This window comes from Chloroflexus sp., assembly GCF_034432675.1.
Taxonomy (GTDB): Bacteria; Chloroflexota; Chloroflexia; order Chloroflexales; family Chloroflexaceae; genus Chloroflexus.
Genome location: NZ_DAOUBI010000215.1, coordinates 1 through 16,346 on the forward strand (window position 1 = coordinate 1; position 16,346 = coordinate 16,346).

Annotated in this window: 12 protein-coding genes; 8 read left to right on the plus strand and 4 right to left on the minus strand. The window is 55.5% G+C overall.

Annotated elements, in window-relative coordinates; genetic code table 11:
• Window positions 1–937: 937 nt before the first annotated feature.
• Both mutL and VAE55_RS16005 read right to left on the minus strand, forming a co-directional pair.
• Window positions 938–2,812, minus strand: coding sequence for a DNA mismatch repair endonuclease MutL (gene mutL / locus VAE55_RS16000; RefSeq protein ID WP_322816730.1), 1,875 nt, complete (start codon window positions 2,810–2,812; stop codon window positions 938–940).
• Between the two features lie 247 nt (window positions 2,813–3,059).
• Window positions 3,060–4,025: a PP2C family serine/threonine-protein phosphatase gene (locus VAE55_RS16005; protein ID WP_322816731.1), complete on the minus strand. Its 966-nt coding sequence runs from the start codon at window positions 4,023–4,025 to the stop codon at window positions 3,060–3,062.
• Window positions 4,026–4,146: 121 nt separating this feature from the next.
• Here VAE55_RS16005 and VAE55_RS16010 point away from each other — a divergent pair, with 121 nt between their 5' ends.
• Window positions 4,147–5,823, plus strand: a complete 1,677-nt coding sequence (locus tag VAE55_RS16010; protein WP_322816732.1) for a M14 family metallopeptidase — start codon at window positions 4,147–4,149, stop codon at window positions 5,821–5,823.
• A gap of 101 nt (window positions 5,824–5,924) precedes the next feature.
• On the opposite strand, the gene VAE55_RS16015 is transcribed toward VAE55_RS16010, so the two are convergent.
• Together VAE55_RS16015 and VAE55_RS16020 are read right to left on the minus strand one after the other, a co-directional pair.
• Entirely contained in the window at window positions 5,925–6,677 is a 753-nt protein-coding gene (locus tag VAE55_RS16015; RefSeq protein ID WP_322816733.1) for an E3 ubiquitin ligase family protein, read from the minus strand.
• A gap of 138 nt (window positions 6,678–6,815) precedes the next feature.
• Window positions 6,816–7,049: a DUF2267 domain-containing protein gene (locus VAE55_RS16020; protein WP_322816734.1), complete on the minus strand. Its 234-nt coding sequence runs from the start codon at window positions 7,047–7,049 to the stop codon at window positions 6,816–6,818.
• Window positions 7,050–7,198: 149 nt separating this feature from the next.
• Here VAE55_RS16020 and VAE55_RS16025 point away from each other — a divergent pair, with 149 nt between their 5' ends.
• From VAE55_RS16025 to VAE55_RS16055, 7 genes are all read left to right on the plus strand, one after another.
• Window positions 7,199–7,921, plus strand: coding sequence for a metal-dependent transcriptional regulator (locus tag VAE55_RS16025; protein ID WP_322816735.1), 723 nt, complete (start codon window positions 7,199–7,201; stop codon window positions 7,919–7,921).
• Between the two features lie 339 nt (window positions 7,922–8,260).
• Entirely contained in the window at window positions 8,261–9,817 is a 1,557-nt protein-coding gene (locus tag VAE55_RS16030; RefSeq protein ID WP_322816736.1) for an adenylate/guanylate cyclase domain-containing protein, read from the plus strand.
• Window positions 9,818–9,866: 49 nt separating this feature from the next.
• Entirely contained in the window at window positions 9,867–11,096 is a 1,230-nt protein-coding gene (locus tag VAE55_RS16035) for a stage 0 sporulation family protein (protein ID WP_322816737.1), read from the plus strand.
• A gap of 108 nt (window positions 11,097–11,204) precedes the next feature.
• Window positions 11,205–12,107 carry an MBL fold metallo-hydrolase gene (locus VAE55_RS16040; RefSeq protein WP_322816738.1) on the plus strand — a complete coding sequence of 301 codons (903 nt, stop codon included), beginning with the start codon at window positions 11,205–11,207 and terminating at the stop codon, window positions 12,105–12,107.
• Window positions 12,108–12,534: 427 nt separating this feature from the next.
• Window positions 12,535–13,212 (plus strand): regulatory protein RecX, encoded by a 678-nt coding sequence (locus VAE55_RS16045; protein ID WP_322816739.1) that lies wholly within the window; start codon window positions 12,535–12,537, stop codon window positions 13,210–13,212.
• A gap of 231 nt (window positions 13,213–13,443) precedes the next feature.
• Window positions 13,444–14,115, plus strand: coding sequence for an MBL fold metallo-hydrolase (locus VAE55_RS16050; protein WP_322816740.1), 672 nt, complete (start codon window positions 13,444–13,446; stop codon window positions 14,113–14,115).
• 209 nt (window positions 14,116–14,324) lie between these two features.
• Window positions 14,325–15,965, plus strand: coding sequence for a CTP synthase (locus VAE55_RS16055; protein WP_322816741.1), 1,641 nt, complete (start codon window positions 14,325–14,327; stop codon window positions 15,963–15,965).
• The last annotated feature ends 381 nt before the right edge of the window (window positions 15,966–16,346 follow it).

The window sequence follows — 16,346 nt, forward strand, 5'->3', positions numbered from 1 at the left end:
AGGTACGCTGCACAATGTTGTGCGCAGCGTCGTGCTGTTCATCATCGCAGGTAGTCTTTCGTGGCCTGCTCACAGTGTAGGTGGCAACTTGGGTTACCAATAAATTATCGTCATCGGCGTGCGAACTGATTCACAGGCTGTCAGGCGCAGGGGTAACGCCAGGGTACTGGGTGGTGAGCAAGTGACAGTGATGGTGTGTCGAACAGGGTGCCGCGTCACGCTCCCACTCTAACTCGCCATCGGGGACGGACAGAAGATATGATCGAACACAATGTCTACTCTCCCTTCTTTTGCTACGCAGGAGAGGGGCTGGGACAAGGGCGTTCAGTTCATCTCCAGGCTTTATTTCTGCATGCGTTCGCATGTTCTGTCTATCAGAGAAGTCATGACCCACGAGCCGGCTATGAACCTGATACCACACCTGAATGATGCAACGCGGGTCGTAGGGGCACGGCAGCCGTGCCCCTTACGGCCAACAACAACCCACCGGCGACTCGCAGTTGGTGCACCTGGTAACGCTTCAGCACGATGATCACACCTGAACGATGCACATTGTTGAGCAAGATTTGGTATACCCGGCCTGCAGAGGCGGGAACCACTTGATGGATGGCTTCCGCTGTTGCAATCTGGTTCAGGTCGTGAGTAAGCCGGAGACTCGCACTCCCAGGGAAGAACAGTGTTTGTGCACACAAGCCGCCACGCGAAGAGGTATAGTACGTCGCGGCTCGTGCGCTCAGGGGAGTCCAGTGCTTAGGCTCTACGATGGAGCGCTCAAGGGTGCAGATAGCATGCCATGATTTGATTAAACCCGACGTAAGGCAACCCAGCCATCAGATTAACGTCCCTGGCACGGCGCCGACCATTATACAGCCCCAAATGCAGCTCACTGCCTGCCGGCAGAGACTGCTCCGTTGCGACGTTGTGTCTTCAGGCCGGGCTATACCCGTCGCCCAAACTGGCGTTCGAGCTGAGCCGGTGTCATCAAGATCATCGTCGGACGACCGTGGGGGCAGGTACGCGGACTGACACACTGTTCAAGTTGTCGCAACAATTGCCGCATCTCTTCGTGGGAAAGTGGCTGTCCGGCGCGTACTGAGGTGTGACAGGCCAGCGTAATCAACATCGCTTCACGCCATTCCAGCGGATCACTGCCGCCACGTCCGGCCAGTTTTTCGGCTATCTCGTGGATAGCTTGCGTCAGTTCATCGGTCGGTAAGGTGGCCGGGATGGCGCGAACCAGAACGCCGGTGCCCCACGGTTCGAGGACAAAGCCCCATTCTGCCAGCCGCTCTGCATTGCCCAGCAAGATCGCACTTGCTTCCGGGCTAACCTCAACCGCCTGTGGAATCAACAACTGCTGAGACTCAACCGTGTGTTGGGCATACTGATTCATCAATTTCTCGTAGGTGATGCGTTCGTGGGCTGCGTGCTGGTCGATCAGATACATCCCTTCGGGAGCTTCGGCCACGATGTAGGTCAGGCCGACCTGCCCAACCACCCGTAACGGGGGTAGTGCCGAGGGTGCCGCTGCCGGAACTGCTGGAGTTATCGGCTCGCCTGGGGTTTGCCGGACAGGTTCGGGCACAACCGTTGCCGATGGCGGTGGCAGCGGCGTTTCGGGCACAATGGGAAGGGGCGTGTTCAGGGCAGTTGCCGGCGAACCGACATCCCAGCGCGAGCGTTCACGATCCCACGTCGAGGCTCCAACACTCCAGCCAGAGGAGGGTGTGGCTGCGGTCTGACCCAGCCGACGTAACTCAAAGCGTCGCTGGGCCGTTGCCGGATCAGGGGCATCCCAGGTTGGAATATCGGCGCCGCGCAGCAAAGCGTCACGAATGGCACGGCCTAGAACACTGTGAACGTGAGCAGCGTAGCGAAACTTCACTTCACTCTTGGTAGGATGGACATTGACATCGATGGCGGCTGGATGGACGCGCACGTCGAGGATGGCAATCGGAAACCGTCCCTTCATCAGCATCGTATGGTACGCATTCTCGACCACCGCAGCCAGTGCTCCCCGCGGTTGCAACGCCCGGCGGTTGGCAAAGAGCGAAAGATAATTCCGCGAACTGCGCGTTAATTCAGGTGGCGAAATCAGACCATTGACCGCGACCCATGTTTCGTCTACGCCGGCTTCTGCCTGTACCGGCAATAGTGCTCGCCCAACTTCGAGGCCGTACAGCTCGACGACCACCGCCCGTAGATCGCCATCACCACTGGTCTGTAAGGCCATACGGCCATCGATCAACAAACTAAAGCTCACTTCCGGGTAAGCCAGTGCGTATTGTTGGACAATTGCGCTGATGGCTCCGATTTCCGTCGCTTCAGAACGGAGGTATTCCCGCCGGACTGGCGTATTGTAAAAGAGGTTACGCACCGTGATCGTCGTACCAACCGGACAACCGCACGGCAATCGGGATTGAACTTCACCACCGGCAATCCGCAACTCAACACCGAGTTCAGTATCGGCAACCCGCGAGATACAGATGACCTGAGCAACGCTGGCGATGCTGGGCAGGGCTTCGCCGCGGAACCCCAGTGTCCGAATAGCCCACAAATCGTCAGCAGATTGCAATTTGCTGGTTGCGTGGCGGGCAAAGGCCAGTTCAATTTCGTCAGCCGGAATACCACAGCCATCGTCTTGCACGCGAATCTCGCGCAATCCGCCACCCCGTACCTCGATCACGATCCGTTGCGCACCGGCGTCGATGGCATTTTCGAGCAACTCTTTGACGACTGACGCCGGTCGTTCAACTACTTCGCCGGCAGCAATTTGCGCGGCAATGGTTTCATCGAGGAGACGAATGGGCATATTACACCATTGAGCTGTATTCCCAAAGTTCTACTGGTGTCTGATGAAGAGTCGTTGCTGAATGCCAGGTTAATAATACAAACAAATGTTCAACGCTATTGTACCATCTCTGTTCCTTCAGGGCAATCACCTGAATAAAACAATTCCAGGTCTATAGCACTCTGCGAGATGATTCCCTGCCATACGCTGTATGTGCATATTGCGTTGGATGGCATGCGAAGGCTACGATCTGTCCGCTTCCCATTCATCAGGGTGTCTCGGTGGGCCGTGGCAGGGGTGTTGTTGTCGTCGGTGGCAGGGTAGCGGTAGCGGCAAGCGTTGGCGAACTGAGCAGAGGTGGGAGCGAAGGTTCATTGGTGACCAGTAGCGACGCTGCCAGCCCGACCAGCAACACGAGGATCAGGATGCTCGTGATCAGACCGGTTTGCGACAGCGGACGGGCCATCGGCGGCGAAACCGTTGCCGATGGCGATGTCACCGTCTCTGCCGGCGTGTCATACCCGATTGGTTCAAGGCCATCAACCTGAGCAATGACGACGGTAATGTTATCCGGCCCACCACGTGCATTCGCCTCATCGACCAGACGGCGACTCGCGACATCGAGCGGATGCATGCTGGCAATGGCCGCAATCTCTTCGTCGGTTAGTAAACCGTGCATCCCATCGGTGGAAAGAACAACCGTATCACCCGGCAACAGTGGCTCGCGGAAAATATCAACCTCGACGTGGGACTGATGACCGATGGCGCGGGTAATAATGTTGCGGATGGTTGATGTGCGTGCCTGTTCAGGTGTGAGTAAACCGGCGGCAACCTGATCGCCAATCAATGAGTGATCGTTGGTCAGTTGGCGGATAAGCCCTTCGCGCACCAGATAGGCCCGGCTATCACCGACATTGGCAACGTAGAGCGTGTTATGCCAGAAAAAGGCGGCTACCGCCGTGGTGCCCATCGTGCCACGGCCCTCTTGATACACGCGCTGGTTGGCGCTGATGAGAGCCTGGCGCAGACCTTCTGCGGGGTCATTGTCAGCCCGAAATGAAGTAATGATCGTTTCCACAGCCAGCCTGCTGGCAACCTCGCCGGCCAGGTGCCCCCCCATCCCGTCGCAGACTACGAGCAGTGTGCCCTGATCAATCTCGGCACTGCCGTATGCGTCTTGATTTACTTCCCGTCGCTGCCCAACATCCGTTCGCGCACTGTACCGCACACGCATTGGCGACTCCGTTGCCTCCATGCTGATTGCTAGCAGTATACCATATGCTTTCTGTCATGTATGACGAGCCATTTGTGGTATTATTATGGTGAAGAATGTTTGATAAAGCAAGGATTGTCTTATGCCCGCAATTGATTTCACGCGCTATTACCGTCCACACGAAGTTGAAGCCGCATTGAAAGCCTGGGCCGAAGAGTATCCTCACCTGTGTTCGCTGCGTAGCATTGGTACCAGCTATGAGGGACGTTCGATCTGGTTGTTGACATTGACTAATCAAGCTACCGGAGCCGATGACGAAAAACCGGCTTTCTGGCTTGATGCCAACATCCACGCCACCGAAGTGACCGGTTGTATGGGGGCGCTGCACGTCATTCAGACCGTACTGACTGGCTACGGTCACGATCCCAATCTGACCGCTTTGCTTGATGAGCGTGCGCTCTATATCGTGCCGTGTCTCAATCCCGACGGTATGGAACAGGCACTTACCTCACCGGTTTATGTGCGTTCAGGTACCCGGCGTTACCCATTCACCGACGACCGAGACGGTCTCTACCCGGCTGATATTGATGGCGACGGTCTGATCTTGCAGATGCGCGTGGTCGATCCCGATGGTGGCTGGAAGGTGAGCGAACGTGATCCGCGCCTGATGCGGCGGCGGGCTCCCGACGAGCGCGGTGGCACGTACTACCGGGTCTATACCGAGGGATTGATTCGCAATTTTGACGGCTACGAGGTCAAGATTGCACCACCGGCCCAGGGACTGGATTTTAATCGCAATTTTCCCTACATCTGGGCACCAGAAGGGGTACAGCGTGGTGCCGGCCCGTATCCAACCTCTGAGCCGGAGATTCGGGCGGCGGTTGAGTTTCTTACCTCACATCTAAATGTCAGTGGTGCTATCTCGTACCACACCTATTCCGGTGCTATTCTCCGTCCCTATTCCGATAAACCCGACGATCAGATGCCGATTGATGATCTCTGGACGTACAAAGAGCTGGGGAATCGCGGCCAGGAGATCACCGGCTACAAACACGTCTCGGTCTACCACGGCTTTCGCTATCACCCGCGTGAAGTCATGCGCGGCGCTTTCGATGATTGGGCCTACGAACAGCTCGGCATCTTCGCCTTTACCGTTGAGTTGTGGGATATGATCGGCGAGGCCGGCATCAAGGATCGTGATTTCATCGAATGGTTCCGCGATCATCCCGAAGAGGACGATCTCAAGCTCTTGCGCTGGAATGATGAACAGCTTGGCGGCGCCGGTTTTGTCAACTGGCGACCGTTCAATCATCCGCAGCTTGGCCCGGTCGAAATTGGGGGATGGATCGAGCGCCGCACGTTTGGCAATCCGCCCGAACAATTTCTGCTACGAACGCTGGAACCCAATACACGCTTTGTCCTGGCCTTCGCTCAGACCGGTCCACGGCTCGAATTGCGCCACGTGCAGGCCGAAGCGCTAGGCGGCGATCTCTACCGCTTGCAGGCAGTTGTGGTCAACAGCGGCTATCTGCCGACGTATGGCAGCCGCAAGGCTTTAGAAGTTAAGGCAGTGCAGCCAATTGAGGTCGAAGTGTTGCTTCCTGAAGGCGGTGAGATCGTGAGCGGTGAACGTCGCCAGGAGATCGGTCAACTGGAAGGGCGGGCGAACAAGCGCGCGTTGTGGGGAGGGAGTTTCCCAACCGATCATCTGCGGCGCCTGATCTGGACGGTACGCGCACCGGTGGGCAGCAGCGTCACGGTAGTTGCCCGTTCCCAGCGCGCCGGTACTGCCCGGGCGACGGTTCATTTGGATGGTTAGCAGCTGGATGGTGGCATAGGCAGAACTGCACGTGTGCGACTTCTGGGAGGGTGGAAGCAAATGTTCTGCCCTCTCGGTACAATACGATCCCTACCCCACACTTACCCACCCATCAAGACACCGCCGACCACAAGCGCCAATCCAATCACTCCGCTGACAATGGCAGCGTAGCGCATATTTCGGGCCCAGGCCGCGGCAGAGTTTGCCAGTTCTTGTTCACTTTTGCGGCTGATGATAAAGGGGTGCTTCCTATTGTTTGGATGACTGGCAATCACTACCTGACCGTTCTGATCAATGGCGGTACCCGACACGAAGACACGTGCCCCTACTTCCAACCCACGCTCACACTGACGTTGACCGAGCGTGCGGGTTGCACCTGTCCACGGTTGGGGTGTTTCAAGAAAGCGGTTCGCGGTTTCAATCAGATCAATCTTAGCGCCATCGGGTACAACCAGCACCTGACCGGTGTCGTCACGAATGGTAAACGGCACGCGCCGCTCGTTCTGTTCGATCTGCTCACTCCGGCGTTCGATACGGGTTGTGCTCCGTCCATTCTCCTGGGTTGTGATCCGTTCCTCATATTCCCGATGAGTCGTGCACGAATATGCAACCAACATCTGTTCTGAAACGCGACCAGTGAGCGGCGCGGCACATTCGATCACTCCCATCACTTCGCAGGGTTGGGCAAAATCATTTGCCCCCAGCGCTGTCGTGATCCGGCGGTGAATTGCCGACAGGGTGGCCGTATCGTAGGTCTCAACCGCATTCAGGGCTTGCAACTTGCCGTCATTGGCCCGCGCAACAAAAAATAAGATGACGGCCAGCACAAGTAACAATACACCGCCGACACTCATGAGTACACCTCAAGGATAGCTCAGACGAGGTTACAAAGGGGCTGAGCTGGGTAGCGAACAACGTTCTTTATCGTAACATGGGCAAAGGCATGATCGATATGCAGTTAGTATTGCCGGCGACAATAGACGATTGGAGCGTTATTCGTCTTTCTTTCCCCCAAACAGATTTCCCAACATCGTTTTGGCTGCATCGATCTGATCGGTGAGAGCGCTGACGTCTCCCTTCAACAGCTGATCAACTTGCGCTGCAATCGGTTCTGGCAACTTCTCCTTGAGAAAACCAACCACCACATCAACCGCTTGTTGAGCCTGTTCAGCACTGATCCCTGTCTTCTCGCGGATCAACTCAACCAGTGTCTTTCCTGAACTCATCGTTGGTACTCCTTAGCTTCACCTGTATGTTCGGCCGAACATTCACCAGTATACCCTCTGTCGCACACTCTTGCCGTCTGCTATAATGAGGATTAGCATAGGTTTTATTGCAATCCACCAGCAACACTGCTGACGAAAAGGAGGCAGGAGTGAACACTTTGCATTCTACCACAACCTTACGCCGCCGTCACACCAGTAGCGGTAGTGAACCGACGGCCAAAGAGCGCGAATATCTTGAGGTGATCTATTATCTGGCATCCCGTAACGAACCGGTTATTGCAGCCCGTCTGGCGCGTTGGATGAAGGTACAGCCACCTACCGTAACCCATATTGTTTCTCGTTTGCTTGAAAAGGGTTTGATCGAACGCAACGCCCATGGCGAGATTACACTCACCGCAACGGGTTTTCAGTTGGCCGAAGCAATGGTGCGTCGTCACCGAATCCTGGAACGTTTCCTCGTTGATGTCATGGGGTTGCCATGGCATCTGATTCACGAGGAAGCCGTTCGTTTGGAACATGCCCTCTCGTCGGTGATGGAAGAGCGGATTATGGCGCTGGTCGGCCATGCAACAACCTGTCCGCATGGTAACCCTATTCCAGGACAAAATGAAGTGTATACCGGGAATACCCGCATGGATGCAGTCCAACCCGGGCAACAGTTCAGAATACGGCGGATTGCAGAAGAGGCCGAAGAAGAAACGCCGATTGTCTCCTTCCTTGAGGCGAATGGGCTGGTACCGGGAGCTATCTTTACCGTTGCCGATAATACGGCGGCAATCGGGGTCACCCTTCAGCGACCGGGTTTATCGATTACTGTTCCGGCGCACATTGCTGAGATGATTTGGGGTGATGTTGAGACCTCTGCGCAATAGGGGGTGTACTGCACCTTTGCGAAAACCCGTGCTTCACCAATTGCCGCTTTCTCTACAAAACTATGCGCAATCAGGCAGCAAAAGATCGGCGATAATGTAACGCTCTTTTGTCAGCAGTGCCCTCTCGGCTTGGGGACGGTTTCAGCTCAAACCGTAAACCATTTTTACTCAGCGTATATCCTGTCGCTTTCGTTGCTGTTTTCAGGCTTTTGAACGTGCGCTCGTACAGCAGGTAGCCGGCTTCGTAGCAAGAGGAGAATGCGCGCAGGCCAGAGAGCAACGAGGAACGAACGGTGACCGCCAACAGTTGGCAAGTAATTGGTACAGGAGAGTAGAAGCATGGCACGGATTACGGTCACCATTCATGGCGAACAGCATACCTTCCCGATTACCGAGCGTGGTCTGACGATTGGACGCCAGCTTGACAACGAGATTGTGCTCAACCACGCGATTGTCTCGCGCAAGCATGCACGAATTGAATTACGGGGCCGGCGCGCATGGATCATCGATCTCAATAGCCGCAACGGTGTAACTGTTAACCGACTACGGGTCAAAGAAGAACAGCTCAACGATGGCGATGTGATTGGTGTCGGCCCGTTCGAGCTGGTCTACGAAGATCGGGCAGCGCAAAGTGTTGTCCTGGATGACAATCGTTATTTTCCGGTTGCCTCAGAATCGCAGGTTGTCGAAGCCCATGAGTTGCAGTTACTGCCCTCCGATCTGCAAGCGTTCTACCAGATCAGTATGCGGGTCAACCAGGCGCTCGACTACCGCGAACTGCTCGATCTGGTGATGGAAGAGATTATCCGTCTGGTTCCTGCCCAACGCGGTTTTCTGCTCTTGCGTAAAGGTGATGAACTGGTTCCGCGCGTCATCTATCCCCCCGGCTTGGGTGATGTAGCCATCGCCGGGAGCATCGTTCGTAAAGCCATCGAGCGTGGCGAAGCTGTCTTGACTCACGATGCCCGTATCGAGTTTGCCGGTTCAAAGAGCATCATTGCCGCAAATATTCGTTCGGCTATCTGCGCACCGCTGATGACGCAAGGCGGCGCGATTGGCGTTATCCTGCTTGACTCACCGGGCCGAGAACAATTTTCGGTGCGCGACCGGGATATTGTGGTGGCAATTGCCAATCTGGCTGCGGTGGCGATTGAACGGGCACGCCTTACAGAAGAGCTACGCATCCAGGGTCAGGTTCGACAAAATCTTGAGCGATTCCTGTCACCAAATGTTGCTCAGGCGCTGGCGCGTTATGTGGCTCAGCACGGTAAACTCTGGGAGGCGCAGGAACAAATCGTCACCGTGTTGTTTGCCGATGTGAAGGGCTTCACCTCGCTCTCCGAACGGCTTTCACCACGTGAGGTACAGGACTTGCTCAATGAATACCTGCATGAAATGACCGAGGTCATTTTCCGGTACAATGGCACCGTTGATAAATACATTGGTGATGGGATTATGGCCGTGTTCGGAGCACCACGCTTACCGGAAGACCCACTCGATGAACAGCACGCCGTGCGGGCAGTGGCAGCCGCTGTTGAGATGCAGCAAGCTCAACAACGGCTGGTAAGTCGGCTCGATTCCGACAAAGTCTTTACCATTCGGATCGGTGTAAACACTGGCCCTGCCTTCACCGGCTTTTTCGGTACTCGCCACCGCCTGGAATATACCGCCATCGGCGATACGGTAAATACCGCATCGCGGTTAGAGTCGGCAGCCGAACCGGGGACGGTCTTTATCGGCGAAGACACGGCCCGTCTGGTGAGTAGCGAGTTCGAACTGCAAGAGATGGGAGAATTGCAGTTGAAGGGCAAACAACAGCGTGTCCGCGCGTTTAAGGTGCTCGGGCCACGACCTAAGCCGGGTGGATTGCAAACAATAGCGTACACCAGTTCATAAGGAATATCATCCCCTTGAGGGATTGCATATCGTGTAAGAAAGACAACCTATGCCTGTCGTAGTTGGCATTCGCTTCAAAGATAGTGGCAAGATTTACTATTTCGATCCACGAGACCTTGAGCTGCGCGTTGGCGATCAGGTCATTGTTGAAACGGTACGTGGCTTTGAACTGGCCAAAGTTGCCTTTGAACGGCGCGAAGTTGGTGATGATGAGATTGTCGGTGAGCTAAAGCCGGTTGTGCGGCGTGCCGAGGCGAGCGATTTGATGCGTATGGCTGAATTGCAGCAGTATCACGCCGAAGCGCTGGCTCGCTGTGCCGAAAAGGTGCAAGAGCATGGCTTACCGATGAAGCTGGTGAAAGCCGAATATTCATTCGACGGCTCGCGTTTGACGTTCTACTTCACTGCTGACCAGCGCGTCGATTTTCGTCAGCTTGTGCGTGATCTGGCCCGTACCTTCAAGACGCGCATTGAGTTACGACAGATCGGGCCGCGCGATGAGGCAAAAATGCTCGGCGGCATCGGGCCGTGCGGTCGTATCCTGTGCTGCACCTCGTTTCTGCCTGATTATGCCCGCGTGACCATCAAGATGGCCAAGGATCAAGACCTGCCACTCAATCCCAGTAAGATTAGTGGCGTTTGTGGCCGTCTGCTGTGTTGTCTGTCTTACGAGCATGAACAGTATCTTGAGATGCGGGCGCAATTACCCAAACGTGGGAGTTGGGTCATGACCCCTGATGGGCCGGGTGAGGTGATTGGTCAGAACGTCTTGAAGCAACAGATTGTGGTACAACTGGCCAGCAGTGGCATGATCGAGACCTACCATTTGAGCCAGATTACGCTGGCAACTGAGCAGGTCGCAGCGCTGGCACGCGCACGGGCTGCCGAGGGAATTACACCGGTCTCACCCGCTAAACCTGATCGTGGCGAGCGCCGCATGCTGCGCGATGAGATTGATGCGTTTGACTGGAGTGATGATCTCAGCCTGCTGGAAGATGAAGATGTGCTGCCATCTCCACCTCCTACATCGGTGTTACCGCCACCGGTAGAATCAAAGCGGGATACAGAACAGAAGCCAACACCCAAATCACGGCTAAACCGCCGTAGTGATCAGCCGATGAAAGCTAAAGCAGAAGCGGCTGCCAAACCAGCCAAAACGTCCGCGTCACAGCAACCGGCAATCGCTTCCAAAGCAACACCGGCTAGGGATGCAGCAGAAAAAGCGACGCCACCCGCCGGCAACAGTGCCGGTAAGCGGCGCCGACGGCGGCGGAATTAGTCAGGGTCGGTCAATATCGATCTGGCTTTCTGCATGTAGTCCTGTTTCCTAATCGCCTGCTGGGGGCGAGGGGTGTTCGTTTTATCGTGCAACGAGCGAAGGTGAGGGATGGAAGTTTTTGCGGTAGATCATCACATCTGGGCTATTGACCACGGACTGCTCGGCCTGCCCGGAGTTGGCGTGACGTATGTGGTGCGGGGAGAAGAGATTGCACTGATCGAGACCGGAACGGCGCTTACTGTGCCGCAAACGCTGGCTGGTCTGGAAGCACTCGGTATCGAGCGGGAAGCTGTCCGCCACATCCTTTGCACACACATTCATATGGATCACGCCGGTGGTGCGGGACACCTGGTCGAGGCATTACCGAACGCTGTTGTCTACATCCACAGCAGTATGGCTGAACACCTGGCGAATCCCGCCAAACTCATGGCCAGCGTCCGCCGCGCTGTTGGCGAAGAGGCGTGGCCATTGCACGGCGAGATGTTGCCCATTGCTGCCGAAAGGATTCGGCCTGCCGAACACCTGTACCTTGATCTGGGGCGAGACATTACCCTTACAGCTATTGCGACGCCGGGTCATTCACCTGATCATCTCTCGTACCTTGACCACAAGAGTGGTGGTCTGTTCATTGGTGATGCGGCTGGTCTGGCAATGGATCGCTGGGGATTGGCGTTTCCGGTTACGCCAGTGCCTGCCTACAATCTCGAAGCCCATCGCTCGACAATTGCCGTGTTGCGAACCCTCAACCTGCCACGGATCTATCTCACACACTACGGGCCACACGATGACGTTGCCTATCAGCTTCACCGAGCAGCTCATCGGCTGGATGAACTGGTTGATCTGGTTGAGCGGGCACTTGCCGATGGCGATCCCGATGTTGCAGCGCTGGCAGCCCGTTGGGTCCCTTACCCTCCAGACGGCCCGGCTGGCGTAGTGGCGCGCAGTTGGACACAGATGAGCGTAGCCGGTCTCATTCGTTACGAATTAAAGCGTCGCCAGGCAACCGGCTAGACCTGTTGCGTCTCAAGAGGCCAGTAGATTAAAAACCTCGCTTCACGTCGTGGCAGGCCGGCAGGCCTGGCTTGCCGGCGGAAAGGGGAATGCATCCAGCCCCAACGGGGCTCCCACGCTGTCAGGCAGGGCTTCAGCCCGCCTGGCCCGGCGGGTTAACACGAGACTCCCCTGGCATCTATGCACGTCCTTAAACAACCCATACGCTGCTTGCATTTGCACCTGAAATATAGTACACTTGTTCGGTAACAGGTTCATTCTTTTGTAGAAACCGACGTTGTGCAGAACATGTGAAACGGGATTGACGTATTTTAGCCAAATGACACGACATGGACGGTGTCGGGCGCACAAGGGGAAGCATCTAACCGGCGAACCTCTGCGTCGTAGTGGCGGTGTCCGTCTCGTGCGCCAATTCTGACTGTATCGTATGCCTGCTGGAACAATTACTGCAATTCGGCAACAAACGAACGACGCACAGCGTGTGAATATCTTCATCGACGGTGAGTTTGCGATTGGGATTAGCCTCAATACTCTCACCCGTATGCGCCTGGCGGTTGGCGTGCATCTCGACGATCACGGCTGGCAACAGCTCGTTGCCTGCGAAGAGGCTGATCAGGCGATGCAAAAGGCACTGCGCCAGCTTGAACGACGTCCACGATCCGTCAGCGAAATCGCTCGCTATTTGCAACGCAAAGGCTTTCGCGAAGCGATCTGTCAACAGGTCGTTGCCCGGTTACAGGAATTGGGCCTGCTCAATGATGCCGATTTTGCCGAGCGTTGGGTCGCAAACCGGCGCACACTGCGCTATCGAGGTGAACGGGCTTTGCGTGCAGAACTACGCCAGAAAGGGATCGCACCGGAGTTGATCGAGGATGCATTATCCGGCGAGAAAGACGAACTTGGTGAAGCGTTGCGGGCAGAGCAGGCAGCTCGTGCTGTGTTAGTGCGCTACCTCAGGCATACTGACTGGCCGACGTTCCAACGTCGGCTGGGTGGATATTTGCTGCGCCGGGGTTTTGCGAGCGATCTGGTGCGTCCACTGCTCTTGCGCCTCTGGCAAGAAGCACATCCTGCTGACGACATCGATGATGAGGAACACTATTGAGCAGGTCGTGATTGTCCTGACATGCTCTTCCACGCACGGCGCGAGCGAGTACCCCTTGACCGGCAGGGGTTCTGATAAGCGTACCTTTCAGCGTACCGTGTAACCTGACCATAGGGGCAACATGCAGGATTACTTCGCTTGCAGTTGCAATGACGTTATTTGAGCAAAGGTCGCGGTTTGAGTAGAATACTGTGAGTGAAAAGGATACCAGGACGGTAAGGATTTATCTTTATGGCAGAAGTACAGTTTCTCGGTCATTCCTGTTTTCGATTACGCGGTCGTGATGGCACTATCGTCTGCGATCCCTACCATCGCTCAATCGGCCTCGATATTGGCCGACCCACCGCAACCGTTGTGACCGTCAGCCATCACCATCCCGATCACGATAATGCTGCCGCTATCCGCCCGTTGCGCGAGCGCGTGTTCGTGGTTGATGGTCCTGGTGAATACGAAATCAGTGGTGTCCTGATTACCGGTGTGCGTACCTTCCACGATCAGGTAAAAGGTGCCGAACGTGGATTTAATACGGTCTACATCATCCATCTGGACGATCTAGTCTTTTGCCACTTGGGTGATCTCGGTCATGAATTGACAACCGGGCAGCTCGAAGAGATCGGCTCCAATGTTGATGTCTTGTTTGTGCCGGTGGGGGGTGGTGAGACGATTGGGCCATCACTCGCCAGTAATGTGATCAGCCAGATTGAACCGCGGTTTGTGATACCGATGCACTATGCGATGGGGCAAACAAATTTCGATCCTCCCCTGGCGCCTTTGGAGAAGTTCATCAGTGAAATGGGATTGAAAGAGTATACGGCTGAAGACAAGTTTGTCATCAATGCCAACGCACTACCGGCTGACGAAGAACAGACGCGGATTGTCATTTTACGACCGGTGAATGGCTAACGAACGGGTTTTTATTTGTGTTATACTAAGTGATTGAGGTGAAAAACGCTGTCTTGATCAAGGACATATTTGACCGTTCGTATCATCACTAAGTAACGATTGTGAAGCATGCAATCGTCCTGGATACAAGTGAAACGAGTACCGGTGTGGGTCGGTTCAACCCGAAGGTTGACCGACCCACAAATCTTTAAGACGGGGAGTACCGCTCTATGACAAAGTACATTTTTGTGACAGGTGGTGTGGTTTCATCCGTGGGGAAGGGCATTGGCGTCGCGTCCATTGGCCGCCTGCTGAAGAGTCGTGGCCTTTCAGTTTCGGTTATGAAGCTCGATCCGTACCTGAATGTCGATCCGGGTACGATGTCACCGTATCAGCATGGTGAGGTCTTTGTCACGGCTGACGGAGCTGAAACCGATCTCGATTTAGGTCACTATGAACGATTCATCGATGTCAATCTCAGTCGGCTGAGCAACGTCACCACCGGTCAGATCTACTCGGCGGTTATCGCGAAAGAGCGGCGGGGTGATTACCTTGGCGGAACGATTCAGGTTATTCCGCATATCACCAACGAGATCAAGTCGCGGATTGGTTCACTGGCCAGGAGCAGTCAGGCCGATGTAGTAATTGTCGAAATTGGTGGTACGGTTGGCGACATTGAAAGCCTGCCGTTTCTGGAAGCCATCCGCCAAATGCGTAAGGATGTCGGGCGCGACAATATCCTTTACATTCACGTAACGCTACTGCCACATATCAGCACCGGCGAACTTAAGACAAAACCGACCCAACACTCAGTGATGGCGCTGCGCAACGTTGGAATTAGCGCCGACATCATCCTCTGTCGGGCCGACCGTCCGATTGACGATGAGCTTCGCGAGAAGATTGCCTTCTTCGCCGACGTGGACGTGCGGGCTGTCATTCCGGTGCCGACGGTCGACTCGATCTACGAAGTACCACTGGTGCTGGAAGATATGGGATTAGGCGATTATCTGGTCGAACGGTTAGGGTTACCGGCTACCCCGCCCGATCTCGAAGAGTGGCGCACACTCGTTGCCCGCATCCGTCAGGAAAAGCGGCGAGTGCCAATCGCACTGGTCGGCAAATATGTCGAGCTGCACGATGCCTACATCAGTGTCGTTGAGGCACTGCACCATGCCGGTCTCGAACAGTCGATTGATATTGACATTCGCTGGATTGCCGCCGAGGAAGTGGAACGGGAAGGGCCGGCGCACTTGCTGTCGGGCGTGTATGGAATACTGGTGCCGGGCGGTTTCGGCGAACGAGGGATCGAAGGCAAGATTGCGGCTGCTGACTATGCCCGAACTCACGGCATCCCCTATCTGGGCCTTTGTCTGGGGATGCAATGCGCCACCATCGCCTTTGCCCGCCATGTCCTCGGCACCCACGATGTCAACAGCACCGAATTCAACCCCCAGACTGCCCATCCGGTGATTGATCTGATACCCGATCAGCGCGACATTACCGAAAAGGGTGGCACCATGCGGTTGGGCTTGTACCCATGTGATCTGGTACCGGGGACGCGAGCGCATGCCGCTTATGGCTGCGACCGGGTAGAAGAACGCCATCGCCATCGGTTTGAGTTTAACAATCGCTATCGCAGCGTGCTCGAAGCTGCCGGTCTAGTGATCAGTGGTATCTCACCCGATAAGCGGTTGGTCGAGATCATCGAACTTCGCGACCATCCCTGGTACGTTGCCAGTCAGTTCCATCCCGAATTTCAATCCCGGCCCGGCAAACCGCACCCACTCTTCCGCGGCTTTGTTGCGGCAGCCGCGCAGACACTCCTCGCCGGTGAAGCGCGCCAGTTGCCGCTGGTGGAAAGCACGTCGTAGTGCGGAAGCACAGACAGCGGATATGTAGCGTCGGTTTGGAGGTGCGGGAGCATGGCTTCCGCACCTGGCGTGTTTTGTTATACCGGTCTCTTGTGAACGTAGTGCATTGTGATCGTACGGCGAGTGAGGCAATAAAGAGCTGATGATGTGCACGTATCCCTAATAAAGGAAGGGTAACCACAGACAGTCACGGACGGCAAATTCGTCCGAATCCGTTGTAGCTATGGGCATCCGTGGTCAATGCAAAACACGTGCTGGTAATGATTATGGGTGAAAAACGTTTTGTTGCAACGATCGGGTACATCAAGACGCAGGCACCGATGGATGGTGGAGACCACTCCGTTGCTGATCGGCTCCCGCCGCTGCAGGCTGCGCTTGCGC